The organism is Asanoa sp. NPDC049475, from assembly GCF_040676915.1.
Lineage (GTDB): Bacteria > Actinomycetota > Actinomycetes > Mycobacteriales > Micromonosporaceae > Asanoa.
The window spans coordinates 58,279-82,943 of the sequence record NZ_JBFAPY010000006.1 but is presented as its reverse complement, the minus strand read 5'-3'; the positions used below and the strand labels follow the sequence as shown (position 1 = coordinate 82,943).

Below are 24,665 nucleotides of genomic sequence, written 5' to 3'. Positions count from 1 at the left end.
CCACTAGAGCGCATGACCGACCCGCCACCCCTGGCCCGGCTCCGCACCCTCGTCTCCTTCGTGGTCCCGCACCGGCGGGTGCTGGTCGCCGGGTTCGTGCTGGGCCTGCTGGGCAGCGCGCTCGGCCTGGCCCTGCCGCTGGTCACCAAGTGGGTGATCGACACGCTGGGCCCGGGTGACACGTCCCTCTGGCGGCCCGTCGGGGTGCTGCTCGCTCTGGTCGTGGTCGGCGCCGCCATCTCGATGTGGCAGTGGGTCATCATGGGCACGGTCTCCGAGAAGGTGGTGCTGGACGCCCGGGTGTCGATGATCAGCCGCTACTTCTTCGCCCGGGTGCGGGAGATCACCGGGCGCCCGAGCGGTGAGCTGGTCACCCGGGTCACATCCGACGCGGGCCTGCTGCACAACGCCTCGGCGAGCATCGTGGGCCTGCTCAACAGCACCCTGGCCCTGATCGCCACGCTGATCCTGATGGGCGTGCTCGACCTGGTCCTGCTCGGCCTCACCCTGGCCTCGGTGGTGGTGATCGCCGCGGTCATGACCGCCCTGATGCCGGCCATCGCCCGCGCGCAGGAGGCCGCGCAGGAGTCGGTCGGCCGGCTCGGCGGCGCGCTCGAGGGCACGCTGCGGGCGATCCGCACGGTCAAGGCGAGCCGCGCCGAGCGGCGGCAGACCGACCGGATCGTCGCCGACGCCCGAGACTCGGCGGCCCACGCGATCCGCGCGGCCCGTCGCACGGCGACGGTCTGGACCATCTCGTGGACGGGCATCCAGCTGGCCATCATCGTGATCCTGGGAGTGGGCGCCTGGCGGGCCGACCGAGGCCTGATCGAGGTCTCCAGCCTGATCGCGTTCCTGCTCTACGCGTTCCAGCTGATGGGCCCGGTCACCGAGCTCACGCAGAACATCACGAACCTGCAGGCCGGCATGGCCGCGGCGGCCCGGATCCGCCAGGTGGAGGCGATGGAGATCGAGCCGTCGCACCCGGCCCTGCCCGCCGCTGAGTCGTCGACCGCCGACCCGACTCCGGTCCTGGAGTTCCGGGGTGTCACGGCCCGCTACGCGCCCGGCACCGAGCCGGCGGTGCGCGGCATCGACCTGGCGATCCCACGCCGCGGCCACACGGCGATCGTCGGCCCGTCGGGAGCGGGCAAGACGACGCTGTTCTCGCTGATCCTGAGGTTCCTGGAGCCGGAGAGCGGCGAGCTCCTGCTGGACGGACGACCGTACCGGTCCTTCACCCACGACGAGGTGCGCTCCCGTCTGGCATACGTCGAGCAGGAGACCCCGGTCGTCCCGGGCACGATCCGCGACAACCTGCTCTTCACCCACCCGGACGCCACGGAAGCCGAGGTCCTGTCGGTGCTGGCCGCGGTCCGCCTGGACGACAAAATCGACTCGCTGGCGGACGGCCTCGACACGTCGCTGACGGAGAACGAGGTGAGCGGCGGCCAGCGCCAGCGGATCGCGCTGGCGCGGGCGATCCTCCGTACGCCGGAGGTCCTCCTCCTGGACGAGGCCACGGCCCAGGTAGACGGCCTGACGGAAGCGGCTTTGCACGACTGCATCCGCGAGCGGGCCGCGGTGGGCGCGGTAGTCACGATCGCCCACCGACTATCCACGGTCCTGGACGCGGACACCATCGTGGTCCTGGAAGAGGGCCACATCCGAGCCCGCGGCACCCACCAGGAATTGCTGGCCACAGACGCCCTCTACCGCAGGCTGGTCGAGGCCTTGCGAATCGCGGAAACCAACCCCGAACCCATCGGCGCGGCCTAAGGCATTCCGGCGGGTCTGATCAAGCCCGCGCGGCGGCTCGTCCGCGGCCAGCCACGGCTGCGGGCGCGGGCCTAGGCGACCGTCCCGGCGAAGACGCCGGGTCGCCGCAGAGCGGCTTTGCCCGCCCCTGGCCCTTGCGTCGGCGTTGCGTCCTCTGGCTCCGCATTTCGGCTGGCTCCACATTTCGCACCGCGTCCGCGCTGCCTCCGCCTCCGGGCTCTGCCTCCGGGCTCTGCCTTCGGCTCCGCGCTGCCTCCGCCTCCGGCTCCGCCTTCCCTCTGCGCGGGTCCGCGTTGGCTAAACCGGGCGGTCCGAACCGCGCGCGCGGATTTCGTCCTTTTGGGCCGGAGTGCATCGTGTTGAGGATGCGGCAGACGGGGTTGTCGTGACAACCGTCGGTCTTAGGCTGGGCCGCGTGAGTGAGATCGAGCGGCGATTGGCCGAGCTTGGGTTGCGGCTTCCGGAGCCGATGCGGTTGCCGCCGGGTGTGACCTTGCCCTTCCCTTGGGTGCGGGTGCATGGCAGCCGGGTCTTCGTCTCCGGGCATGGGCCGCTGCTGGCCGACGGGTCGTTGGCCGGGCCGTTCGGCAAGGTCGGTGACCAGGTGACGCCTGAACAGGCGTATCAGGCCGCCCGGCTGACCGCGTTGGCCGTCCTGGCCAGCCTGCGCCGGGAGCTCGGTGATCTTGATCGGATCACGGCCTGGCTGCGGGTCTTCGGCATGGTCAACACGGCGCCGGGCTTCACCGGTACGCCGATGGTGATCAACGGGTTCTCCGACCTCGTCCTGGAGCTGTGGGGCGAGCGTGCCGGCAGCCACGCGCGGTCCGCGGTTGGGCAGGCTGAGCTGCCGTTCAGCATCCCGGTCGAGATCGAGGCCGAGGTGGCCATCGACGGCTGACCCTGGCCTGGCGTGCCGGTAGGGTTGGCTTGGCCCCCCATGGGGTGAGCGTGCTCCCCGGGGCTGGTTTGGGGAGCCGGGCGGGGATGCCGTACGCTTGCCTGTGGCGCACTCCCGTGCGCCGCGTTCACGTGTGCCCGCCGATTGATCCGGCGCCGCGTGCAACGCCGAACGACCCGCCACGCTACGACAGGAGTCCGCGTCCCATGTACGCGATCGTCAAGACCGGCGGCAAGCAGTACAAGGTCGCCGAGGGTGACGTCATCGAGGTCGAGAAGCTCGTCGGCGAGCCCGGCGACGCGGTCTCGCTCGCCGCGGTGCTCCTCGTTGACGGTGCCGACCTGGTGACCGACGCGGCGCAGCTTGCCAAGGTCTCGGTGTCCGGCGAGATCGCCGCGCACACCAAGGGACCGAAGATCCGGATCCACAAGTTCAAGAACAAGACCGGCTACCACAAGCGCCAGGGTCACCGCCAGAAGCTGACCCAGGTGAAGGTCACCGGCATCACCAGCGGGAAGTAGGCGTTAGGCGATGGCTCACAAAAAGGGTGCGTCCAGCTCGCGCAACGGTCGCGACTCCGCGGCTCAGCGCCTGGGCGTCAAGCGGTTCGGTGGCCAGGTGGTCAGCGCCGGCGAGATCCTGATCCGCCAGCGCGGCACCAAGTTCCACCCGGGCGACCTGGTCGGCCGCGGCGGCGACGACACGCTGTTCGCGCTCGCCGACGGTGCGGTCCTCTTCGGCACCAAGCGCGGTCGCAAGACCGTCAGCATCGTGCCGAGCGAGCACTGAGGCGGGGTAACCCCACACCAGCAGTTGCCGAAGCGGGCCGTGGACCAGGTGTCCCGGCCCGCTTCGCATTGCTGCTGACCCGCCTCGCGGCGGCTCCGCTTCGTCGCGAGAACGACGTCCGTCTGTCGGCACGGCCTGCTACAACGCCAGAGACGCTGCGTGCCGAGCGACCCGCGGGTCGGCGGGGATGTGTTGACCTCGGTGGCGGCAAGGCCGGCTCGGCAAGCGGGTCTGATCGCGTCCGTTCCGCGTCGCAGCGTGCCGGTCTCGCAAGCGCGCGTGGGGGTGCGTCCACTTCGCGGGGCGGCACGGCCGGTTCGGCGGGTGGATGTGATCGCGTCCCACCTGGTCGTGGCGGCAAGATCGGCCCGGCGAGCGGACTGGACCGTGTCCGCTGCGCGCCGCGGCCGGGGCAGCAAGCAGGTCCGACCACGCGTTTGGCGGCGTGGAACGGTTGGTCCCGATAATCCGGGGCCGACCTGACGGACGTCACGTTCGTGGCAGGTTCGGGGCGTCCGTTTCGGGCATAGCGGTCGGTCACAATGGAAGAAGGTCGGTGACCGGCGGCGGACCTGGCAGCGAAGCGCAGCGAGCGGTCCCTGGCGGGAGCGGCGGTCGCGCCCACGGCGGGCCCGAGCAATGAGATCGATCTGAAGTTTTGAGATAGACGGGAAATGAGGAGTCGTGGCGACGTTCGTTGACCGGGTCGTCCTGCATCTGCGGGCCGGCGACGGCGGGCACGGCTGTGTGTCGATCCATCGGGAGAAGTTCAAGCCGCTCGGCGGTCCCGACGGCGGCAACGGTGGGCACGGCGGCAGTGTCTCGTTCACCGTCGACCCGCAGATCCACACGCTGCTCGACTTCCACTTCCGGCCGCATGTGAGCGCGTCGAACGGGGTGGGCGGCGCCGGGTCGAACCGCGACGGTGCCCAGGGCGACGACCTGGTGCTGAAGGTGCCGGACGGCACCGTGGTGCTCACCACCGACGGCGAGGTGCTGGCCGACCTGGTCGGCGCGGGCACGACCATCGAGGTGGCCCGCGGCGGCCGCGGTGGCCGGGGCAACGCGTCGCTGGCCAACTCGCGCCGGAAGGCGCCCGGGTTCGCCGAGCTCGGTGAGCCGGGGGAGCGGCTCGACGTCGTGCTCGAGCTCAAGAGCGTCGCCGACGTCGGTCTCGTGGGTTATCCCTCGGCGGGCAAGTCGTCGCTGATCTCGGTGCTCTCCGCGGCCAAGCCGAAGATCGCCGACTATCCGTTCACGACGTTGGTGCCGAACCTGGGCGTGGTGCGGCTCGACGAGCACACGTTCACGATCGCGGACGTGCCGGGTCTGATCCCGGGCGCGGCCACCGGCAAGGGACTCGGGCTGGAGTTCCTCCGGCACATCGAGCGGACCGCCGTGCTGGTGCACGTGGTCGACGCGGCCACGCTGGAGCCCGGGCGCGACCCCGTCTCCGACATCGACGCGATCGAGGCGGAGCTCAGCGCGTACGGCGGCCTCGAAGACCGGCCCCGCCTCGTAGCGCTGAACAAGATCGACGTGCCGGACGGGCGCGACCTCGCCGAGATCGTCCGGCCTGATCTGGAGGAGCGCGGCTACCGCGTGTTCGAGGTCAGTGCCGCGACCCGCGAGGGGCTGCGCGAGCTGACGTACGCGATGGCCGAGCTCGTCGCCGAGGTGCGGGTGACCGCTCCGGAGGCCGAGGCGACCCGGATCATCCTGCGGCCCCGCGCGGTCGACGACGCCGGCTTCACCATCGAGGAGACGCCGGACGGCGCGTTCGTCGTGGTCGGTTCGCAGCCCGAGCGGTGGGTCCGCCAGACCAACTTCGACAACGACGAGGCCGTGGGCTACCTCGCGGACCGCCTCAACCGGCTCGGTGTCGAGGAGAAGCTCGCCAAGGCCGGCGCCGTGCAGGGCAGCCTGGTGCGGATCGGCGACCGCGAGTTCGACTGGGAGCCGACGCTGGGCACGGGCATCGACCCGACCGCCGGCCTGCGCGGCACCGACCCGCGGATCACCGAGCGGTCGACGCGCCCAAGGGCATCGGACCGGTTGGCCGCTCGCAAGGCGCGTCGCCAGCCGACCCCCGACCTGCCCGAATACGGCACCGACTTCGAGGACGACGACGAGTCGTAACAGCCCGGAAACGGGACCTCGCTACCGTTCGGCCGGTGAAGGTCGAAAGCCGGCAGGGCGACGAGCCGGACCTGGTCGCGCTGGTCACCGCCCAACAGGCTGAGCTGAGAGCCGCGGAGCGCGCCAGCGACGCGATCGACGGGTCGTTTCCTCTGCACGACGACATCCGCTACCTCGTGGTCGTCGTCGACGACGAGGTCGTGGCCTGCGGGGCGCTCCAGGCGATCGATGCGCGAGCCGTCGAGATCAAGCGCATGTACGTGCGCCCGAACCGACGCGGCGACGGCTTCGGCCGGGCGATGCTCGCCGTGCTGGAGGAGCGCGCGGCCGCGGACGGCTTCACTGTCGCGCGGTTGGAGACCGGCAGCTATCTGCCGGCGGCGTTGGGCCTCTATCGCAAGGCGGGCTACCGCGAGATCCCGACCTACGGCGAGTACGTCACCAACCCGTACAGCCGCTGCTTCGAGAAGGCCCTCAAGGCGTCGGCTCCGGCCCAGGGCGTGTCGTAGACGGCTCAGGCTTGCGCCGGCTCCTCCGCTCGCAGGGGGTCGGCGGGCGGGGTGGTCTCGGTCGGACGGGTGCGGACGAAGAGGCAGCTGACCGCCGCGATCGCGAGCACGATCAGGGGCAGCAGCAGCGTCGCCTTCATCGCGTTCGTGAAGCCCTCGTGGAACGTGCGCGTGGCGATGTCGGTCAGCGCCTGCCGGTACTGCTCGGGCACGCCCGAAGGCAACGCCGCTCCCGACTGGCCGGTGCCGATGTGCAGGCTGCCGCCCGTCGCGCCGGCGACCGCGTCGACGAACGGCTGGCGGACGTCGGGCGGCAGGTCGGCGGCGTTGGTGCGCGCCGACGCGGTCAGCTTGTCGGCCAGTTGAGCCTGTAGCAGCGCACCCACCGCGGCCGAGCCGATCACCCCACCGAGCTGTCGGGCCGTGTTGATCAGCCCGGACGCCGCTCCTGCCTGCTGTGGTGCCACGTTGCGCATCGCGATCGTCTGGAGTGGAGCGAAGACCATGCCGAGGCCGGCTCCCGCGATCAGCAGGCCCGGTAGCAGCCCCCACTGCCCGGTGCCGACCTTCGCCAGCCCGACGACCGTCGCGTTGCCGGCGCACCAGAGGGCGAGCCCGGCCGTCAGCACCCATTTGCCGGCCGGGCGGTCGGCGGCCCGGCCCGCGAACGGTGCGATCACCATCGACAGGAGCGACAGCGGCGCGACGGCGATGCCGGCCTGGAGGGCGGTCAGCCCGAGGACCGACTGCAGGTAGATCACCAAGGGTAGGAACAGGCCCAGCATGCTGAAGGCGATCGCCGCGCTCACCCAGCTCATGACCGCGAAGTTGCGGTCCTTGAAGATGGTGAAGGGGACGAGCGGCTCGCCGGCCCGGCTGACGTATTGGTGGTAGAGGAAGACGGCCAGCACCAGCACCCCGGCGCCGATCACCTCGATGATCGTGATCGGGCCCCAGACCCGGCCCCAGTCGTGGGGCTCGCCTTCGATCAGGCCGAAGACCAGCAGGAACAGGCCGACGGTGGCCAGGCCCGTGCCCGTCCAGTCGAGCCGGTGCCGGCGGTTGAGCCGTAGGTCGGGCATCGCGACCAGGGCGAGTGCGATGGTCAGGATGCCGACCGGCACGTTGACGAAGAAGATCCACTCCCAGCCGAAGTCGGTGACCAGGTAGCCGCCCAGGGTGGGGCCGGCGACCGTGGCGATGCCGGCCACCGAACCCCAGATGCCGAACGCGACACCACGTTTGTCCGCCGGGAAGATCACCGTGATCGTCGACAGGGTCTGCGGTGTGAGCAGGGCGCCACCGACGCCCTGGATCACCCGGAACACGATCAGCTGCTCTGGCGTGCTGGCCAGGCCGCACGCGGCCGACGCGGCCGTGAAGACCACGAGCCCGAGCACGAACAGGCGCTTGGGGCCGAAGATGTCACCCAGCCGCCCTGCGGTGATCAGGAGGACCGCGTAGACCAGCACGTACGCGTTGACGATCCAGAGGATCTGATCCAGTGACGCGTCCAGGCTCGTGCTCATGTCGGGGATCGCGATATTGACGATCGTCGTATCGAGCAAGATCATGAAGAAGCCCAGGCAGAGCGTCGCCAGGATCAGCCACGGGTTGCCGGGGCGTTCCTGCGGCGGTGCGCCGGTCGGTGCGGTCATCACATGACCCCCTCGGACGTGGATGTGCGTCCATAGGTCTAACACGCGCGTACGACAGGATGGTCACGTGAGTACCCCGATCGCGCGCTTAGCACGGAAGACCGTCTCGGCGGTTCGGGTCCGCGCCCGCTCGGCCCCCTCGGCGAGCACGCGGCGCACATAACCGGGGTCCCGCGCCAGCGTCTCGAAGCGCGACGCGAGCGGCCGCAGCAGGCCCAGCACCGCCTCGGCGGTGGCGCTCTTGAGCTCGCCGTACCCCCGTAGTCCCGATCCGACCTCCGTCGGCGACCCGCCGACGCACGCGGCCATGATCTCCAGCAGGTTGCTGACGCCAGGTCGCACCGCCGGGTCGTACGCGATGATCCCGTCCGAGTCCGTGACCGCCCGGCTTATCTTGCGGGCGACCAGGTCAGGTGGGTCGAGCAGGCCGATCGCGCCGGATGCCGACGACGTCGTCTTGCCCATCTTGAGCGTCGGGTTGGCGAGGTCCATCACGCGTGCGGCGACGGTCGGCGTGACCACCTCCGGCACGACGAAGGTCGGCCCGTACCGCCGGTTGAATCGGTTCGCGATGTCCCGGGTGAGCTCGACGTGCTGCCGCTGGTCGTCGCCGACCGGCACCTGGGTGGCGTCGTGCAAGAGGATGTCGGCCGCCTGCATCACCGGGTACGTGAGCAGGCTCAGCCGCACGTTCTGCCGGTCGACGGCCTTCTCCCGGAACTGGATCATCCGATGCGCCTCGCCGTACGCGGTGGTGCATTCCAGCAGGTAGTGGAGTTCGGAGTGGTCCGGCACCTGGGACTGCACGTAGAACAGCGTGCGGTCGGGGTCGAGACCGGCCGCGAGCAGCACGGTCGCCTGGCGCAGGGTGGTCTCCCGCAGCGTGCGCGGCTCGTGCGCGACGGTCAGCGCGTGCAGGTCGGCGAGGAACACGGTCGAGTCGGTCGTGTACTGGTCGCGGATCATCGGCGCGATGGCGCCGAGCAGGTTGCCCAGATGCAGCTCACCGGTGGGTTGGAGACCGGTGAGGCGACGGGTCGCGACGGTGGTGGTCATGGCTGCCTCCGTGATTCGAGAGGAGCCGCGCGAGCCGGGTGGAGGCATGAAGAAACGGCCACCCGAACTCGGGCGGCCGTTGACGTGGGCACGCGGATGCGGGGCCGCCCTTAGGGCGACCACCAGCCGAGGAAACTCAGCGTCCGCATCCCTTGAGACTAGCAGCCGGTACGCGGGCGACGGTACCGCCGAGGCGCGGTCGCTGGCCCCCTCCGCTGGCTCCTCCCGGGGAGCCGGATGGCGGCAAGAGTCATCCACGAGCGGGTGCACGGGGCGCCCGACGGGGGAGGCGGCGATGCGAGTCCAACATTTCCTGCTGGTCGTCGACCGGGCACCTGGCCTCATCCAGCGCCGCGGGTTGGCCACGTTGCCGGCGCCGCCGATGCCCCAGGCCGGCGACGACGGCACGCACCGGCTGGCGTTCGACCGTCCCGCGGCCGGGTTGGCCGACGCCCTCGCGACCGCGATCAACGAGGTGGAGACCAGGACCGATCTGCACGTCGTACGGGTGGCCGACCGCGACTGGCTGACCCTGGCCGAGATCGGCGCGCGGATCGGCCGCTCGCGTGAGATCGTCCGGCTCTGGGCTCTCGGCCGGCGCGGTCCGGGTGGGTTCCCGGCGCCGCTCGAACCCGACCGGGACACCAGCTACTACAGCTGGGCGCAGGTGTCGCCGTGGCTGCGTGAACGAATGGGCTACGACCTGCCCGACGACGAGCCGATCCTGGCGGCCACCAACCTGGCGTTGCAGTTGCGGGCGCTGGCGCCCCGGATCAGCGACATGCGGCTCATCCGCGACCTGCTGGCCGCGGCATGAGCAGGTTCGTCGTCCGGCCGGCGTCGTCAGGCCAGGTCGAACTCGCCGTCGCGGGCACCGGCGACGAACGCGTCCCACTCGGCCTGCGTGAAGACCAGCACCGGCCCCTCCGGGTCGGCCGAGTTGCGCAACCCGATGAGATCGTCGACGAACGCGACCTCGACCGCGCCGCGCTCCGCCGATACCTCGCCGTAGCGTTGCCAGTTGGCGCGCGTCAGGTCGAAGTCTCCCTTGGGATGGTGTGCCATCGCGCTGCTCCTCGGATGCTCGGGCCGCGGGGGCGGACAGTCAGGCTATACCGCATCAGGGTGGGGTCGCCCGGCCTGCACGCGTTCGTGCACGATAGGCGGATGCGCAGCCTGACGCAGCAGGAAGCGGCCGACCGGGCGGCCGCGATCACCGTCGAGTCGTACGCGATCGATCTCGATGTGACCAGCGACGACCATTTCCGGTCGACCACGACGGTGCGATTCCGCGCGACCGAGCCCGGCTCCGCGACGTTCGCCGAGGTCAAGCCCGTTCGTCTGCATGCGGCGACGCTCAACGGCGCGCCCTTGGACCCGGCCTCGCTCGACGGCAACCGGCTGGCGCTGACGGACCTGCGCGCCGACAACGTGCTGACGGTCGAGGCCGACATGGCGTACTCCAACAGCTCCGAGGGTCTGCACCGGTTCGTCGACCCGGCCGACGGCGGCGTCTATCTGCACGCCACGTCCTTTCTGGACGAGGCGCAGCGCATCTTCGCCTGCTTCGACCAGACCGACCTCAAGGCGCCGGTGACCATGCGGGTGACGGCGCCGGCCGGGTGGACGGTCGCCGCCAACGCCCCCGTCGCGTCTTCGACGCCCGCCGGCGTGACCACCACCTGGGAGTTCTCCCCGAGTGAGCCACTGGCGACCTATTTCGTCACGGTGATCGCCGGCCCGTACCACGTGGTCCGCTCGGAGCACGACGGCATCCCGCTGGCGCTCTACTGCAAGGCGTCGTCGGCCGAGCACCTCGACAAGGACGCCGACGAGATCTTCGAGATCACCCGGCAGTGTCTCGACAAGTTCCACGAGCTGTTCGGCTACCGCTACCCGTTCGGCAAGTACGAGCAGGCCTTCGTGCCCGAGTTCAACGCCGGTGCGATGGAGAACCCGGGCCTCGTGGTGATCCGCGACGAGTACGTCTTCCGGTCGGCGGTCACCGACTCCGAGCGCGAGTTGCGCGCCATCACGATCGCGCACGAGATGGCCCACATGTGGTTCGGTGACCTGGTCACGATGCGCTGGTGGGACGACCTGTGGCTCAACGAGTCCTTCGCGGAATACATGGGAATCCGGGTGACCGCCGAGGCGACCCGGTTCCGCACCGCGTGGAGCAGCTTCGGCATGCGGCGCAAGGCCTGGGGGTACGAGACCGATCAGCGGCCGTCGACCCACCCCGTCGCGCCGACGAGCGTGCCGAACTCCGCTGACGCGTTGGTCAACTTCGACGGCATCTCGTACGCGAAGGGCGCCTCCGCTCTGCGCCAGCTCGTCGCCTGGGTGGGCGACGAGGCGTTCCTGGCCGGCCTCCGCGCGCATTTCCAGACGCACGCGTTCGGCAACGCGACGCTGGCCGACCTGCTCGACGCGCTGACCACCGCCAGCGGGCGCGACCTGTCGGCATGGGCCGCGGTGTGGCTGCGCGAGGCCGGCGTCAACACCTTGCGAGTCGAGGCACCCGCCGGCGGCGGCGTGGCGGTGGTCCAGTCCGGCGACGTGCTGCGCCCGCACCGGGTCGCGTTCGGCCTCTACGACCGCGGCGACGGCGGTGCGACGACGCTGCGGCGCCGGGTCGAGATTGACGTCGACGGCGAGCGCACGGAGGTGCCGGAGCTGCGCGACGAACCGGCCGCCGACCTGCTGCTGCTCAACGACGGTGACCTGACCTTCGCCAAGGTCCGGCTCGACGAGACGTCGGCCGCGGCGGTGCCGGCCGTGTTGCCCGGGCTGCGCGATCCGCTCAGCCGGGCCGTCGTCTGGACCTCCATGATCGACGCTGTGCGCGACGCCGAGCGTCCCGTCACCGACCTCGTCGACCTGCTGTCGGCGGCGCTGCCCGCGGAGTCCGAGGTCATCGTCGTCCAGGACGCGCTCCTGCAGGGGCGGGCGCTGATCGACCGCTACCTGCCTGCGGCCGGGCGCGCGGCGGCGCTGGCCCGGGTCGCGTCGGTGTGCGAGGAGCTGGTCCGCATGCCCGACGCCGGAGCTTCGCGGCGGCTGGCCGCGATGCGGGCGCTGGTCGACGCCAGTGTCGACGCTGGGCGCCTGCTCGGCTGGCTCGACGGCGCGGGTGTGCCCGACGCGATCGAGGTCGACGCGGACCTCCGCTGGCGGATCGTCCTGCGGCTGGCCGTGCTCGGCGCGATCGACACCGACCGGATCGAGGCCGAGCTCGCCGCCGACCGCAGCGCGGCGGGGGCGGAGTGGGCGGCCCGAGCCCGGGCGGCACGCCCCGACCCGGCGGCCAAGGCGGCCGCCTGGCACGCGGTGATCAACGACGACCAGCTCTCCAACCGGCTGCTGGAGGCGAACGGCCGGGGGCTGTTCCAGCCGGAGCAGGTGGAGCTGACCGCGCCCTATGTCGAGCGGTACTTCCTGGAGATGCCGGCTGCCGCCCAACGGCGCACGCCGTACGCCGCCGAGCGGCTCGCGGACCTGGCATTTCCCCGGTACGCCGTCGAACCCCACACCCGCGAGCTGGCGGCGGCGATGCTCACCCGCGACGATCTTCCGCCGGGGCTGCGCCGCATAGTGATCGACAATGATGATGACCTTCGTCTCGCCCTGGCCGCCCGGGCGAGGTGACAGGCATACGATCCGGTCATGAACGCGAACGACGATCTCGGTGTGCGCCGGGTCGGGATCATGGGTGGCACGTTCGACCCGATCCACCACGGCCACCTCGTCGCGGCGAGCGAGGTCGCCGACAACTTCGCGCTCGACGAGGTGGTCTTCGTGCCCACCGGCAACCCCTGGCAGAAGGACCACCGCGAGGTGTCGCCCGCCGAGGACCGCTATCTCATGACTGTGATCGCCACGGCGTCCAACCCGCGGTTTCACGTCAGCCGGGTCGACATCGACCGCGAGGGCCCCACCTACACCGTCGACACCTTGCGTGACATCCGTGCCATGTACGGACCCAAGACGCAGCTCTTCTTCATCACCGGCGCGGACGCGCTGCAGCGCATCCTGTCGTGGAAAGACACCGACCAGATGTTCGAGCTGGCGCACTTCGTCGCGGTCACCCGGCCGGGCTTCACGCTCAACAACGACCATCTGCCGGCCGACGCGGTGTCGATGATCCAGGTGCCGGCGATGGCCATCTCCTCCACGGACTGCCGCACGCGGGTAGCTGCCGACAAGCCCGTCTGGTACCTGGTGCCGGACGGAGTCGTCCAATACATCGCGAAAAGGCATCTTTACCGCGCCTCCTGACGGGGTCGAGGACTGCCGGCGTGGTTGTCGTGGCTGAGGTGACGACCGAGGCTGGCTGGACGTCGAGCCGGCGCCGCGGTGCGGGCGGGTCACCCTCGCCGAGGACGCTTGGGTGGACCACGTTGCGGCATGTGAGAGGCTTGAAGGGAATGTCGTCGACCAGAGGAGCACGGTGACCGCTTCCGACCGCACGCGCGAGCTGGCGCTCGCCGCCGCGCAGGCCGCTGCCGACAAGAAGGCGCAAGACATCGTCATCATCGATGTCGCCGACCAGTTGGTGATCACAGATGCCTTCCTTATCGCCTCCGCGCCCAACGAGCGCCAAGTCCTCGCCATCGTGGACGCGATCGAGGAGTCGTTGCTGAACCTGCCCGAGAAGGCCAAGCCCGTCCGCCGCGAGGGTGAGCGGGCCGGCCGTTGGGTGCTGCTCGACTACGTCGACCTGGTGGTGCACGTCCAGCACACCGAGGAGCGCGAGTTCTACTCGCTCGACCGGTTGTGGAAGGACTGCCCGACCATCCCGTTCGTCGACCGCGATCTGGTGCCGGCCGCCCCCGCCGCCGCTACCGGCGACGAGGCGAGCCCGGCCGAATGACCAGACTGCTCGTCTGGCGGCACGGCAACACCGATTACAACGCGGGCGGCCGCGTCCAGGGCCAGACGGACGCGCCCTTGAACGCCCGTGGCCGCGACCAGGCCGCGGCCGCGGCCGCCGTGTTGGCGTCCTTCCATCCCGACGTCCTCGTCAGCAGTGATCTCTCACGGGCGCACGACACGGCATCGGCGCTCGCGTCGTTGACCGGCCTGTCGATCACCCCGGACCAGCGCCTGCGCGAACGCCACTTCGGCGAGTGGCAGGGCGCCCTGCTGACCGACATCGAGGAGCGGCACCCCACCGAGTACGCCCGCTGGCGCGCCGGCAACCCGTCGCCCGGCTGCGGCATCGAGAGCCTGGACGACCTGGCCAAGCGCGTCCTCGAGGCCTTCCAGGACGCGGCTGAGCTCGCGCCTGGCGGCACGGTGGTCGTGACCACGCACGGCGGTGCCGCCCGACAGGGCTGCGGAGCCCTGCTGGGTTGGCCCAACGAGGCGACCCGGACGTTGGGGTCCCTGCGTAACTGTCACTGGACGGAGCTGACCGACCGCTCCCGCCGCGTAGGCGGAACCGGTTGGCAGCTGACCGCGCACAACGTCGGCGCACCGAGCCAGAGCTGACCGCCCGCCGGCTCGGCGCCCGCCGTCCACCGGCTCGGCGCCCGCCGCCCATGCGGTTAGACCAGGGTGGTTGAGCTTTGTCGGATTCGTCTTCGGTCACCGCGAAACCTTCTTCCTCGCATCGTCGGCGTCGCCGGCTGATCTCGGCTAACGTGCCGGCATGTCCGTAGCGGTCGTCACCGACTCCACCGCCTACTTGCCACCGTCCGTGAAGGCGGCGGTGTCGGTGGTGCCGTTGACTGTCGTGATCAATGGCGTCGAGGGTTTGGAGGGCGTCGACGTCTCGCCCGCCGAAGTGGCCCGCGCCCTCGGCGGCCGCCGGGTCTCGGTCAGCACCTCCCGTCCGTCACCAGCCGCGTTCGCGGCCGTGTATCAGCAGTTGCTCGACAACGGCGCGTCGGCCGTGGTCTCCGTGCACCTCTCGGCGCACCTGTCCGGCACGATCGAGGCCGCCCGGCTGGCCGCGGCCGAGATCGGCCCCGTCGTCTCCGTCGTCGACGCGAAGTCGACCGGTATGGGCCTCGGCTTCCCCGCGCTCGCGGCGAGCGCGGCGGCCGACACTGGTGCCGACGCCGAGGAGGTCTGTCGCGCGGCGGTCGAGACCGCGGACCGCACCTCGACGCTGTTCTACGTCGACACCCTGGAGTTCCTCCGTCGAGGTGGCCGCATCAACGCCGCGTCGGCGTTGCTCGGCACCGCGTTGTCGGTGAAGCCGATCCTCAACATGGTCGAGGGCAGCATCGTCCTGCGTGACAAGGTGCGCACCGCCAGCCGTGGCCTCTCCCGCCTGGTCGACCTCGCCGTGGAAGCCGCCGGCGACGCCGATGTGGACCTGGCGGTGCACCACCTCGGCCGCGCCGAGCGCGCGGACGAGCTCGCCGCGACGCTCACGGAGCGGCTCGGCGCGCGCCTGCACGACTGCTACGTGACGGAGGTCGGTGCCGCCGTGGCCGCGCACGTCGGCCCTGGTCTGGCCTCGGTGGTCGTGCACCGCCGTCCGTAGCCCCCGCCTCGTGGCCGCCGGTCGGCCGGCCCCGCGGTATCGATCGAACTCATGATCTGGCTCCCTCCTCGTGCCGCGTTGGAGACCCAGTGTCGAAGAGGACGGCCAAGATTTTTCGGTTATCCACAGGGACGGAGTTATCCACAGGCTGCGATGGACGGCGCACATCGAGTGATGCGTTCGCCCTAACGTCGCCCGCGTGTCCGATGACGAGACGCTCGTACGCCAACGGTTGGCACGGCTGCGCGCCGAGCCGAACCCCGCTGACCCCTACACGGCGCTGACCCGGCCGCTACGGTCGCCGTTCGAGGGCCTCGACGACCCGGCCTCGCTCGCGACCACGTGGCCGCACCTCACGCCGCCGGAGAGTCCCCGCCCCGAGGGGTTCGGCCCGGAACCGACGCCCGAGCAGCCGCGTGCGCGCGGTGGCCCGGGTCCGTTCGACCCCGGCCGGCGCGGCGTCAAGGCCTTGGCCGTCGTCGCCGCGGTCGTGGTGCTGGTGGCCGCGTTCTTCGCCTATCGGGCACGCCCGAAGGTCGAGCCCGTCGCGGCCGTGTCCCCGCCACCGGCGGTCGATGCCGTCCCTCCAGCGACCAGCGGAGCCACGGAGATCGTGGTGTCGGTAGCGGGCAAGGTCCGAAATCCGGGCCTCGTGCGCCTGCCGGCCGGCGCGAGGGTGGCCGACGCGGTCGAAGCGGCCGGCGGCACGTTGCCCGGCACCGACCTGGCTTCGGTCAACCTCGCGCGCCACCTCACCGATGGCGAACAGGTCCTGATCGGCGTCACGCCACCACCGGGCGCGGTGACCGGTGCTCCCGCCGGCGGCACCGGGTCCGACAGCGGTGCCGGCGGCAAGGTCAACCTCAACACCGCGACATTGGCCGAGCTGGACAGTCTGCCCGGCGTCGGTCCCGTTCTGGCCCAACGCATCCTCGACCACCGCACGGCCAAAGGCGGTTTCAAGTCCGTCGGCGACCTTCGCAACGTCGACGGCATCGGAGCGAGCCGCTACGAGGACCTCAAAGAGCTGGTGACGGTGTGACCAGCCGCCCGGAGCATGCGTCGGCTGCCAACGAGCGCCCGCCGCCGGACCTGCGCCTGGTCGGCATGGCCCTGGGCGCCTGGCTGACGGCCCTTGCCGCGCTCTACTTGACCGCCAGGGCCGGCGTTGTGATCGCGGCCGTGGCCGCAGTGCTCGCGACGCTGTTGCACCTGACCCGCGGCCGCGCTCCAGGCCCGCGCGACGGGTCGCAGGAGCGGCCGGTCGCCGGGATGCGTCGGTGGCTGCGCGCTCCCCATCCCGCCGCGCTGGCTGGCGGCAGGCGGGGTAGCCACCCCTCCGGGGTAGGTGGCGGCAGGCGGGTTACCCACCCCGGCGCGTTGGGCGGCGGTATGCGGCGCTCCCGCGCCGCCGCTGACGGGCCTGCGCCACGGCGGATCGCGGCAATGGGTGCCACGCGACTTGGGCGTCTGCCGCGCGCGCTGCGATCTGCGGGGGACGGGCCGGTGCGGCGGCGGATCGCGGTCGCGATCCTGCTGGGAGCCGTCTGCGGCGCGGGCGCGACCGCGGCGCGGGTAGCCGTGCGGGACGCGCCGGCCCTCACCGACCTCGCCGACGAACGGACGTCGGTGATCGCCGAGATCGTCGTGCGCGACGACCCGCGGCTGATCGGGGGTGCGAACAGACCGATGTACGCCGTCGCAGCCGAGCTCCGGCGGCTACGACCGGTCACCGACGACCATCGGCAGCTCGAGGTCCGGGCGCGCGTCCTCGTGCTCGCTACGCACGATGCGTGGGGTGCGCCGTTGCCAGGCCAGCGCGTACGGGTCGAGGGGCGGCTCGACAACCCGCGCGGCGGTGACCTGACCGCGGCGGTCATCTCCAGCGGTGCCGCTCCGGAGCTGGTCGGTCGACCGTCGTGGGCGCAGCGGGCCGCAGGTTCCCTACGGGCCGGCCTCCAACGGGCCTGTGCGGGCCTGCCCGCCGATTCGGGCGGTCTGCTGCCCGGCCTGGTCCTCGGCGACACCAGCCGACTCGACCCGGCGGTGGCCGACGACTTCAAGACCACCGGCCTTACGCACCTGACCGCGGTTTCGGGGGCCAACGTCGCGATCATCATCGGCTTCGTGCTGCTCGTCACCCGCTGGTGCCGGGCCGGTCGGTGGACCTCCGCGATCCTGTGCGGAGTCGCGCTGGTCGGGTTCGTGATCCTGGTGCGTCCGTCGCCGAGCGTCGTGCGGGCCGCGACCATGGGCGCGATCGGGCTGATGGCGCTCGCGAGCGGGCGGTCCCGTGCGGCCGTGCCGGCACTGGCGGCCGCGATCGTCGTGCTGGTGGTGGTCGACCCCGAGCTGGCCGGCGACGCCGGCTTCGCGCTGTCGGTACTCGCCACCGGCGGTCTGCTCCTGCTCGCGCCGAAGATGCGTGACTGGCTGCGCCGGCGGCGGGTACCGCCCGGCATCGCAGAAGCGCTCGCGATCCCCGCCGCCGCCCAGGTGACGTGTGGCCCGGTGGTCGCCGGCCTGTCGAGCGCGGTCAGCCTGGTGTCGATCCCGGCGAACCTGCTGGCCGCGCCGGCCGTCGCGCCGGCGACCGTCCTCGGGGTCTTCGCCACCATCGATTCCGCGGTCTGGCCGGCCGGTGCCAGCTTCCTCGCCTGGGTCGCGCACTGGCCCGCGCGGTGGCTGGTGCTGATCGCGCGTCACGGCGCGAGCACCCCGATGGGCAGCCTGCCCTGGCCGGGTGGCGTCGGCGGCGGGCTGCTGCTGGGCGCCCTAACCGTGGTGTTGCTGATCGCCATGCGGCGCCGGCTGGCTCGGCGGCTGGTCGCCGTCGTGACGGTCGCGGCGGTGGTCGGTGCTCTGCCGGTACGGGTGCTCACCAGCACCTGGCCGCCCGCCGGTTGGGTGGTCGTGGCCTGTGACATCGGCCAGGGCGACATGGCGGTGCTCGCCGCGGGCTCGGCGACGGCCGTGGTGATCGACGCCGGGCCGGATCCGGCGTCCGCCGACGGCTGCCTCGACCGGCTCGGCGTGCGCACCGTGCGCCTCTTCGTCGTCAGCCACTTCCACGCGGATCACATCGGTGGCGTCGAGGGGATCGGCCGTGGCCGCCGGATTGAGGCAGTCGCCACACCGCGGCACGCCGAGCCGGCGGCCGGGCGGGACCAGGTCGTCAACGCCGCGGCGGAGGCCGGTGCCACCGTCGCCGTGATCGACGCGGGACGGCGACTAACGGTGGGCGCCGTGGACCTCGTCGTGTTCGGGCCGCCCGTGGAGATGGCCGGAACACGGTCCGATCCCAACAACAACTCACTCGTTCTCCGGGCGACAGTCGACGGGGTGGGCGTCATGCTTCCCGGCGACGCCGAAGAGGAGGAGCAGCGGGTGATCATCGACCACTTCGGCAGTTCCGCGCTGCGTGCCCAGGTGCTCAAGGTCGCCCACCATGGGTCGGCGTACCAGGAGCTGTCGTTTCTCGACGCCGTCGATCCGGCGGTGGCGCTCGTGTCGGTGGGCGTCGATAACGGTTACGGCCATCCGAACCCCGCGCTGCTGGCGCGGCTGACGCGGGGTGGCGCTCGGGTACTGCGTACCGACCAGGCCGGTGACCTGGCAGTCGTCCGGAGGGGAGGTGGTCTGGCGGTCGTGGCAGCGGGCGGGCCTCGCGGGGACCATTGATCCCGTGTACGGGATGATCGGCGCAACGTGGCACACGTCATGTCGCACAGTAATTTGTCGTGATTTGCGGTTGATGAGTGATCGACAACTCATATGGGTGAGGACGTTCGGTCCGTCAGGGGCGCATGCGAGTATGGCCCGGTGACCGGCAGCCTTCCCTCAACTCAACTCGTGCTCGGCGACGAGGAACTGCTGGTGACGCGTGCCGTCGACAAGGCGATCGAAGCCGCCCGGGCGGCGGACGCGTCGACCGATGTCCGGCAGTACGACGCCAGTGCGCTCGCGGCCGGTGAGCTGGCCGAGATGATCAGCCCGTCGTTGTTCGGCGGTCGTCGCCTGCTGGTCGTCCGAGGTGGCCAGGACGCCCGCAAGGACGTGGTGACGGCGCTGCTCGACTACGTGAAGCACCCTGATCCCGACGTGACTCTCGTCGTCACCCACACCGGCGGCGGGCGGGCCAAGGCGCTCGCCGAGGGTCTGCGCAGTGCCGGCGCCGACGTGGTGACCGCGGCCAAGCTCAAGTCGCACCGCGACCGGGTGGCGTTCGTCCGCGAGGAGCTTCGGCGAGGGAGCACCCGCGGTTCGGAGGAAGCCGCGGAGGCGTTGCTCGCCGCGGTCGGCAACGACCTACGCGACCTGTCGGCCGCCTGCTCGCAGTTGCTGGCCGACGTCGAAGGCCGGATCGACGCCGCGACGGTTGCCCGTTACTACCGCGGGCGGGCCGAGGTGAGCGGCTTCACCGTGGCCGACGCCGCGATGGTCGGCGACGTGCCCGGCGCTCTCGAGGCGCTGCGCTGGGCGCTGCACGTCGGTGTCGACCCCGTGCCGATCGCCGACGCCATCGCCGACGGCGTCCGCACGGTGGCACGGGTCGCCTCGGCGGGGCGGGGCAACGCCTACCAGATGGCGAGCACGCTGGGCATGCCCGCGTGGAAGATCGAACGCGCGCAGCGCCAGGGCCGAGGCTGGTCGCCGGAGGGCCTGGTCGTCGCGATGCGCGCCGCCGCCGACTGCAACGCGGCGGTCAAGGGCGGCGCCGACGACCGCGGCTACGCACTGGAGCGCGCCATCTTCGCCGTAGCCGCCGCGCGGTCCGCCGACGGCGGCAACAACTCAGGCGACACGCACGGCGGCCCGACCCGCCGACCGGACCCGGCCGGCGCGGACTCCGGACGGCCCATGGACGGTCGTGCGGCTGCTCGCGCGGCGGCCGCGGGCCGCGGCGGTTCGGCCACGGCCAGCCGGCGACCAGGCGGTGGCCGGTGATGGCCCGGCGGGCCGCGACAGGCGGCCTGTCCGGGGGAGACTTCGGGCGGCTTGTGAACGGTCGTGCAGCGGTGGGTCGGCGACGAGGCGGTGGCCGATGATCGCGCGGCGGTTAGCGGCCCAGTTCGCCCCGGCCGGTGCCGAGAGCGGAAGACCCTTCTACGCCCGCGCGCTGCGCCTGCGGCACCTCAACCCCAGTTCCACGGTCTGCTTCGTCTTCCTGGAGGGTGCGACCGCTTTCGCGGTGATCCTCGCGCTGGCCGAGCTCATCCCGATGTGGGGCGTCGTGCTCCTGCCCATCTGCATCGCCGCGATGGTCAAAATCAACGACCTCGTCGCTGGCGCCGCCGTCCGGGCCGCCGCGACGCGCACCGGAGGCGCGTCCGCCCGTCGCCCTATGCGACCCTTCCGCACGATCGGCCGCGCCACCGTTCCGGGCGGTGCGGGCACCGACAATGTCGGGCGCGTCTACCGCTCCGCTCTGCCGGAGACGGTTGCCACAGCCGACGCGGCAACCGTCGGCGCCGACAGCGGAACGACCGGATTCGACGACGACTGGGCCGACGACGACGACGAACCCGAGCCGAGCCAAGGAGCCCGCCGCGCGCCGCACGGTGGCGCCATCCCCGCCGCCCGACCGGCCAACTCGGCCGCGGCCGTCAACTCACCACCGGTCGACCTCGACCACGGCAAGCCGGCCCGCACCACCACCGCCCGCGAATGGGCGGCAGACGTCTTCGACACGCCAACCCAACGCGCCCGCCACTCGGCGAGCCGCCGCTACGAATAGCTCCGGCCGCTCAGCCCTTGATCGCCCCCGCGGCCAGCCCACTGACCATCCTCCGCTGCACGACCAGGAAGAAGATCAGCACCGGGATGGTCAGGATCGTCGACGCGGCCATCACCGGGCCCCAGGCTGTGTCGTCCCGGCCGAAGAAGAAGGTCATCGCGACCGGCAACGTATACCGCGTCTGATCGTTGAGGAACGTCAGCGCGAAGATCAGCTCGTTCCACGCCACGATGAACGAGAAGATGCTCGTGGCCGCCAACCCGGGCGCGACCAACGGCAGCAGAATCCGTCGGAAGATCTGAGCCCGGCTCGCCCCGTCGATCGCCGCCGCCTCCTCGAGCTCGACCGGCACGGCAGCGACGAAACCCCGCAGCATCCAGACCGCGAACGGCAGCGAGAACCCCACGTACGTCAGCACCAGGCTGGCCAACGTGTCGTACAGCCCCAACCGCTGGATCATCAAGAACAACGGGATGACCAGGGCCTCGAGCGGAATCATCTGTACGACCAGCAGCATCACCAGGATGCTCGTCCGACCCCGGAACCGGAACCGGGAGACCGCCGTCGCGGCCAGCAGGGCGATCAGCCCGCTGATGACCACCGTCGCGAAAGCCACCAGCACGCTGTTGCGGAAGAAGTCCACGAAGGTCACGCCGGGGATGAGGTCGCCCGTCAGGATCGTCCGGTAGTGCACCAGCGTCGGATGCCGCGGGAACGGCACCGGGCCGCCCGAGAAGATCTCCGGCGTCGACTTGAACGACGTCGCGACCATCCACACGACCGGGAACACCGCGAACGCCGCGACGAGCAGGCCCAGCAGGTTGAGCGCCGACCGTCTCACAGTTCCTCCTGCTTGAGCAGGGACCGCACGTACACGCCGGTCACGATCAACAGGATCACCGTCAGCACGACGGCGATCGTCGCTCCCAGGCCGTATTTCGGCGGCGGCGAGAAAGCCGTGGCGTACGAGTAGATCGAGAGCATGAAGGTCGGGCGGTCCTGCGTGCCCCCGGCCAGCACGTACTGCTGTGTGAAGACCTTGAAGTCCCAGATCGTCGAGAGCACCACCAGGATGCCGAACACCGGGCGCAGCAGCGGGAACGTGATCGACCAGAACGACCGCCACGGCCCGGCGCCGTCCACCCGCGCGGCCTCCAGCAACTCGCCAGGGAGGCTCTTCAGCCCGGCCAGCACCGACACCGCGATGAACGGGAACGAGTGCCAGACGATCACCAGAGTCAGGATCGAGAAGAACGACAACGGCGCGTTGAACCACCCGTACCCGGTCCAATCGGACCGACCAAAGAGCCACGACGAAAACCCGTCAGGCAGAGCATTGAACAGCCACGTAACCAGCCCGTTGGTGTCGTCGAAGATCCACTTCCAGGTGATCGTCCCGGTCAACGCCGGCGTAGCCCAGGCCAACAGCACGCACCCGCCCACGAACGCCGCCATCCGCCGCCCCAGCCGGTGCAGCAACAGCCCGACCAGCGTCCCCAGCACCATCGTCAGGACAACGTTGGCAACCGCGAACAGCACCGTGTTGCGCAACACCGTATGGAAGAACGGGTCCGTCAGAATCTCGCGGTAGTTCGCCAGCCCCGCGAACGGCCACGGCCGATCGCCGCGCACCTGCCGCACGCTGTCCAGGTCGTACAGCGACATGACCGCGACCTGTCCCAACGGCCAGAGCAGCAGCGCCGCGATGACCAGAAGACAGGGGAGCAGCAAGAGGTACGGGACCCGGCCCGCCCCCCGGCGCGCGGAGCGAGCCGGAGAAGCGGGCCGGGCAACAGGTGCGTCAGGGGCGACGCGCGTCGACGTCGTCACTTCGCGTTGAGGATGCTCTCGATCTCGGCGGCCGCGTCGGTCGTGGCCTGGTCGACCGTCTTCTGGCCCTTCATGACCGCGCTGTTCATCGCCTGGGTCACCGTCTTGGTGCGGCTGACCTCGACCCACTTGGGCGTCATCGGGGTGAGCTTGGTGCTCTTCATGCTCGCCGCGAACGCCGCCATGATCTTGTCGTCGTTGTAGCCGCTGGCGACCAGGTCGGTGTAGACCGGGAAGAACTTCAGGCTGTCGGCGTACTTCTTGTTGTTCTGCTTGTCGAGCAGCACCGTCATGTAGTCCCAGGCCGCGTCCTTGGCCTTGCTGTCCTCCCAGATCGCGATGTCGGACCCACCGGCGAACGCGGGCGACTCACCACCGGTCGGCCCGGGGATCGGGAACGTGCCCCAGACCTTGTCGAGGTTGGGGTCGGCCTCGAGCATCGCCGCCTGCTGCCAGCTTCCGCCGAAGGCCATGGCGGCCTTGCCGGTGGCGAACTGGGTTCGCGCGTCGACCTCGTTCCAGGCCGCCGCCGCGGGTGGCGCCACCTTGTGCACGGTGACCAGGTCGGTCCAGAACTGCACCGCCTTACGCGACTCCGCCGACGTGTATCCGGACTTCCAGGTGCCGCCGTTCTCCGTGGCGATCTCGCCGCCGGCGCCCCAGAGGAACGAGTAGAACGGCAGCTCGGAGTTGCCCGGCACGGCGATGCCATACGTGCCCGGCTTCTTCGCCTGCACGGCCTTGGCCACGGTCACGAGCTCGTCCCAGGTCTTCGGCGGCTGTACGCCCGCCGCCTGGAACCAGTCGGTCCGGTAGTAGATCGCGCGCACGCCGGCGTACCAGGGAATGCCGTACTGCTTGCCGTCGAGCTGCGCGTTCTTCACCAGGTCGGGCAGGATGTCCTTGCCCGGTGCCCAGCCGCCGAGCTTGTCGGTCAGGTCGGCGAGCGCCTCCTGTTGCGCCCAGCCCTGCGTCTCGGTGTTGCCGAGCTCGGTGACGTCGGGGCCTTCGCCGCCGGCGAGCGCCGCCTGGAACTTCTTCGGCGCCTCGAGCCACGGGATGTACTGCACGACCACGTCGGTGTTCGGGTGCTTCTGCTTGAACTCCTGCTCGACGCCGTCGAGGAAGGTGTTCTGTGCGTCGCCGCCCTCACCCATCATCCAGACGGTGAGCTTGGCCGGGTCTGCCGCTTTCTCCTCATTGCCGCTATCGTCGCTGCCGCACGCGCTGGCGAGCATCGCGGCGGTCAGGATCACCGTGACAACCTGGAACGGTTTCCGCCTCGTCTTCACGACGCATTCCCTTCCGCGATGGGGGTTCGGGTGATGTAGGTAACCTTCTTCGCGGCAGACTAGTACGAAAATTTCTTTTACGACAGTGGTGTACATCGTTTCGTGCCCCGGCCGTGGGCACAACGAAACGGGCGCCCCGAAGGGCGCCCGTCTCTAGTTACCGTGCGTCAGTAGCGGCTCACCCGGCGGCGGCCACGGCCGTACATGCTCACGGTCAGCAGCACGCCGACGGCGGCGAGAGCGATCTGCAGCAGCAGCTCGCGCCAGTCGACGAAGCCCCCGGTGTCCGCGAAGCCGCCGGCGCGGGCGATCGCGGAGCCCAGCAGCGCGGCGACGACACCGATGACCAGCGTCAGCCAGATCGGGATGTTCTGGCGACCCGGGACGGCCAGCCGACCCAGGGCACCGATGACGAGACCGATAATCAGCGCGGTGATGATCCCACCTGCGGTCATGGCCCTTCCTCCTCCTCGGGG

22 protein-coding genes and 1 pseudogene are annotated in these 24,665 nt (G+C 70.9%); 16 read left to right on the top strand and 7 right to left on the bottom strand.

Annotation, left to right across the window (positions count from 1 at the left end):
• Positions 1 to 12: 12 nt before the first annotated feature.
• The 6 genes from AB0J88_RS24440 (at position 13) to AB0J88_RS24415 (ending at position 6,117) form a co-directional block, all read left to right on the top strand.
• Positions 13 to 1,779 carry an ABC transporter ATP-binding protein gene (locus AB0J88_RS24440; protein WP_364358149.1) on the top strand — a complete coding sequence of 589 codons (1,767 nt, stop codon included), beginning with the start codon at positions 13 to 15 and terminating at the stop codon, positions 1,777 to 1,779.
• Between the two features lie 415 nt (positions 1,780 to 2,194).
• Positions 2,195 to 2,680, top strand: coding sequence for a RidA family protein (locus tag AB0J88_RS24435; RefSeq protein WP_364358146.1), 486 nt, complete (start codon positions 2,195 to 2,197; stop codon positions 2,678 to 2,680).
• Between the two features lie 206 nt (positions 2,681 to 2,886).
• Positions 2,887 to 3,201, top strand: coding sequence for a 50S ribosomal protein L21 (rplU, locus tag AB0J88_RS24430; protein WP_090789446.1), 315 nt, complete (start codon positions 2,887 to 2,889; stop codon positions 3,199 to 3,201).
• Positions 3,202 to 3,211: 10 nt separating this feature from the next.
• Positions 3,212 to 3,469 carry a 50S ribosomal protein L27 gene (rpmA, locus tag AB0J88_RS24425; RefSeq protein ID WP_364358143.1) on the top strand — a complete coding sequence of 86 codons (258 nt, stop codon included), beginning with the start codon at positions 3,212 to 3,214 and terminating at the stop codon, positions 3,467 to 3,469.
• 684 nt (positions 3,470 to 4,153) lie between these two features.
• Positions 4,154 to 5,608 (top strand): GTPase ObgE, encoded by a 1,455-nt coding sequence (obgE, locus tag AB0J88_RS24420; protein WP_364358140.1) that lies wholly within the window; start codon positions 4,154 to 4,156, stop codon positions 5,606 to 5,608.
• Positions 5,609 to 5,643: 35 nt separating this feature from the next.
• Positions 5,644 to 6,117 carry a GNAT family N-acetyltransferase gene (locus AB0J88_RS24415; RefSeq protein WP_364358137.1) on the top strand — a complete coding sequence of 158 codons (474 nt, stop codon included), beginning with the start codon at positions 5,644 to 5,646 and terminating at the stop codon, positions 6,115 to 6,117.
• 5 nt (positions 6,118 to 6,122) lie between these two features.
• On the opposite strand, the gene AB0J88_RS24410 is transcribed toward AB0J88_RS24415, so the two are convergent.
• Both AB0J88_RS24410 and trpS read right to left on the bottom strand, forming a co-directional pair.
• Positions 6,123 to 7,775, bottom strand: a complete 1,653-nt coding sequence (locus AB0J88_RS24410; RefSeq protein ID WP_364358134.1) for a DHA2 family efflux MFS transporter permease subunit — start codon at positions 7,773 to 7,775, stop codon at positions 6,123 to 6,125.
• Between the two features lie 63 nt (positions 7,776 to 7,838).
• Positions 7,839 to 8,831: a tryptophan--tRNA ligase gene (gene trpS / locus AB0J88_RS24405; RefSeq protein WP_364358131.1), complete on the bottom strand. Its 993-nt coding sequence runs from the start codon at positions 8,829 to 8,831 to the stop codon at positions 7,839 to 7,841.
• A 295-nt stretch (positions 8,832 to 9,126) separates the two neighbouring features.
• Here trpS and AB0J88_RS24400 point away from each other — a divergent pair, with 295 nt between their 5' ends.
• Complete coding sequence (locus AB0J88_RS24400) at positions 9,127 to 9,648, top strand: hypothetical protein (RefSeq protein ID WP_364358128.1); 522 nt, start codon at positions 9,127 to 9,129, stop codon at positions 9,646 to 9,648.
• A 26-nt stretch (positions 9,649 to 9,674) separates the two neighbouring features.
• On the opposite strand, the gene AB0J88_RS24395 is transcribed toward AB0J88_RS24400, so the two are convergent.
• Complete coding sequence (locus AB0J88_RS24395) at positions 9,675 to 9,896, bottom strand: DUF397 domain-containing protein (RefSeq protein WP_364358125.1); 222 nt, start codon at positions 9,894 to 9,896, stop codon at positions 9,675 to 9,677.
• 102 nt (positions 9,897 to 9,998) lie between these two features.
• Here AB0J88_RS24395 and pepN point away from each other — a divergent pair, with 102 nt between their 5' ends.
• The 9 genes and pseudogenes from pepN (at position 9,999) to AB0J88_RS24350 (ending at position 21,067) form a co-directional block, all read left to right on the top strand.
• Positions 9,999 to 12,482, top strand: coding sequence for an aminopeptidase N (gene pepN, locus AB0J88_RS24390; protein WP_364358122.1), 2,484 nt, complete (start codon positions 9,999 to 10,001; stop codon positions 12,480 to 12,482).
• A gap of 18 nt (positions 12,483 to 12,500) precedes the next feature.
• Positions 12,501 to 13,112, top strand: a complete 612-nt coding sequence (nadD, locus tag AB0J88_RS24385; RefSeq protein WP_364358119.1) for a nicotinate-nucleotide adenylyltransferase — start codon at positions 12,501 to 12,503, stop codon at positions 13,110 to 13,112.
• Positions 13,113 to 13,284: 172 nt separating this feature from the next.
• Entirely contained in the window at positions 13,285 to 13,707 is a 423-nt protein-coding gene (rsfS, locus tag AB0J88_RS24380; protein WP_364358116.1) for a ribosome silencing factor, read from the top strand.
• The gene (locus AB0J88_RS24375; protein ID WP_364358113.1) at positions 13,704 to 14,327 is read left to right on the top strand and encodes a histidine phosphatase family protein; all 624 of its coding nucleotides are present in this window, start codon (positions 13,704 to 13,706) and stop codon (positions 14,325 to 14,327) included. The genes rsfS and AB0J88_RS24375 overlap by 4 nt, the downstream gene beginning before the upstream one ends.
• 160 nt (positions 14,328 to 14,487) lie before the next feature.
• Entirely contained in the window at positions 14,488 to 15,330 is an 843-nt protein-coding gene (locus tag AB0J88_RS24370) for a DegV family protein (RefSeq protein WP_364358110.1), read from the top strand.
• A gap of 199 nt (positions 15,331 to 15,529) precedes the next feature.
• Complete coding sequence (locus AB0J88_RS24365) at positions 15,530 to 16,372, top strand: helix-hairpin-helix domain-containing protein (RefSeq protein ID WP_364358107.1); 843 nt, start codon at positions 15,530 to 15,532, stop codon at positions 16,370 to 16,372.
• A gap of 65 nt (positions 16,373 to 16,437) precedes the next feature.
• Entirely contained in the window at positions 16,438 to 19,011 is a 2,574-nt protein-coding gene (locus AB0J88_RS24360; protein WP_364358428.1) for a ComEC/Rec2 family competence protein, read from the top strand.
• 93 nt (positions 19,012 to 19,104) lie between these two features.
• Positions 19,105 to 20,103 (top strand): annotated as a pseudogene (gene holA, locus AB0J88_RS24355) (DNA polymerase III subunit delta); the annotation flags it as partial.
• Between the two features lie 271 nt (positions 20,104 to 20,374).
• Positions 20,375 to 21,067 (top strand): hypothetical protein, encoded by a 693-nt coding sequence (locus AB0J88_RS24350; protein WP_364358104.1) that lies wholly within the window; start codon positions 20,375 to 20,377, stop codon positions 21,065 to 21,067.
• 10 nt (positions 21,068 to 21,077) lie between these two features.
• Here the strand turns inward: AB0J88_RS24350 and AB0J88_RS24345 are convergent, their stop codons facing one another.
• The 4 genes from AB0J88_RS24345 to AB0J88_RS24330 all read right to left on the bottom strand — a co-directional run bounded on the left by AB0J88_RS24345 (position 21,078) and on the right by AB0J88_RS24330 (position 24,644).
• Positions 21,078 to 21,908 carry a carbohydrate ABC transporter permease gene (locus tag AB0J88_RS24345; RefSeq protein ID WP_364358101.1) on the bottom strand — a complete coding sequence of 277 codons (831 nt, stop codon included), beginning with the start codon at positions 21,906 to 21,908 and terminating at the stop codon, positions 21,078 to 21,080.
• Positions 21,905 to 22,798 (bottom strand): sugar ABC transporter permease, encoded by an 894-nt coding sequence (locus AB0J88_RS24340; RefSeq protein ID WP_364358098.1) that lies wholly within the window; start codon positions 22,796 to 22,798, stop codon positions 21,905 to 21,907. Before AB0J88_RS24340 ends, AB0J88_RS24345 begins: the two co-directional genes overlap by 4 nt.
• A gap of 95 nt (positions 22,799 to 22,893) precedes the next feature.
• A complete protein-coding gene (locus AB0J88_RS24335) occupies positions 22,894 to 24,189 on the bottom strand; it encodes a sugar ABC transporter substrate-binding protein (protein WP_364358095.1) in 1,296 nt (431 codons plus the stop codon).
• Positions 24,190 to 24,356: 167 nt separating this feature from the next.
• Positions 24,357 to 24,644 carry a GlsB/YeaQ/YmgE family stress response membrane protein gene (locus AB0J88_RS24330; protein WP_364358092.1) on the bottom strand — a complete coding sequence of 96 codons (288 nt, stop codon included), beginning with the start codon at positions 24,642 to 24,644 and terminating at the stop codon, positions 24,357 to 24,359.
• Positions 24,645 to 24,665 lie beyond the last annotated feature (21 nt).

Excerpts from the sequence above, each read along its gene's own strand:
- AB0J88_RS24440 (WP_364358149.1), top strand. The coding sequence starts at position 13 with ATGACCGACCCGCCACCCCTGGCCCGGCTCCGCACCCTCGTCTCCTTC.
- rplU (WP_090789446.1), top strand. The coding sequence starts at position 2,887 with ATGTACGCGATCGTCAAGACCGGCGGCAAGCAGTACAAGGTCGCCGAG.
- rpmA (WP_364358143.1), top strand. The coding sequence starts at position 3,212 with ATGGCTCACAAAAAGGGTGCGTCCAGCTCGCGCAACGGTCGCGACTCC.
- AB0J88_RS24410 (WP_364358134.1), bottom strand. The coding sequence starts at position 7,775 with ATGACCGCACCGACCGGCGCACCGCCGCAGGAACGCCCCGGCAACCCG.
- trpS (WP_364358131.1), bottom strand. The coding sequence starts at position 8,831 with ATGACCACCACCGTCGCGACCCGTCGCCTCACCGGTCTCCAACCCACC.
- AB0J88_RS24400 (WP_364358128.1), top strand. The coding sequence starts at position 9,127 with ATGCGAGTCCAACATTTCCTGCTGGTCGTCGACCGGGCACCTGGCCTC.
- AB0J88_RS24395 (WP_364358125.1), bottom strand. The coding sequence starts at position 9,896 with ATGGCACACCATCCCAAGGGAGACTTCGACCTGACGCGCGCCAACTGG.
- pepN (WP_364358122.1), top strand. The coding sequence starts at position 9,999 with ATGCGCAGCCTGACGCAGCAGGAAGCGGCCGACCGGGCGGCCGCGATC.
- nadD (WP_364358119.1), top strand. The coding sequence starts at position 12,501 with ATGAACGCGAACGACGATCTCGGTGTGCGCCGGGTCGGGATCATGGGT.
- AB0J88_RS24375 (WP_364358113.1), top strand. The coding sequence starts at position 13,704 with ATGACCAGACTGCTCGTCTGGCGGCACGGCAACACCGATTACAACGCG.
- AB0J88_RS24370 (WP_364358110.1), top strand. The coding sequence starts at position 14,488 with ATGTCCGTAGCGGTCGTCACCGACTCCACCGCCTACTTGCCACCGTCC.
- AB0J88_RS24360 (WP_364358428.1), top strand. The coding sequence starts at position 16,438 with ATGGCCCTGGGCGCCTGGCTGACGGCCCTTGCCGCGCTCTACTTGACC.
- AB0J88_RS24350 (WP_364358104.1), top strand. The coding sequence starts at position 20,375 with ATGATCGCGCGGCGGTTAGCGGCCCAGTTCGCCCCGGCCGGTGCCGAG.
- AB0J88_RS24330 (WP_364358092.1), bottom strand. The coding sequence starts at position 24,644 with ATGACCGCAGGTGGGATCATCACCGCGCTGATTATCGGTCTCGTCATC.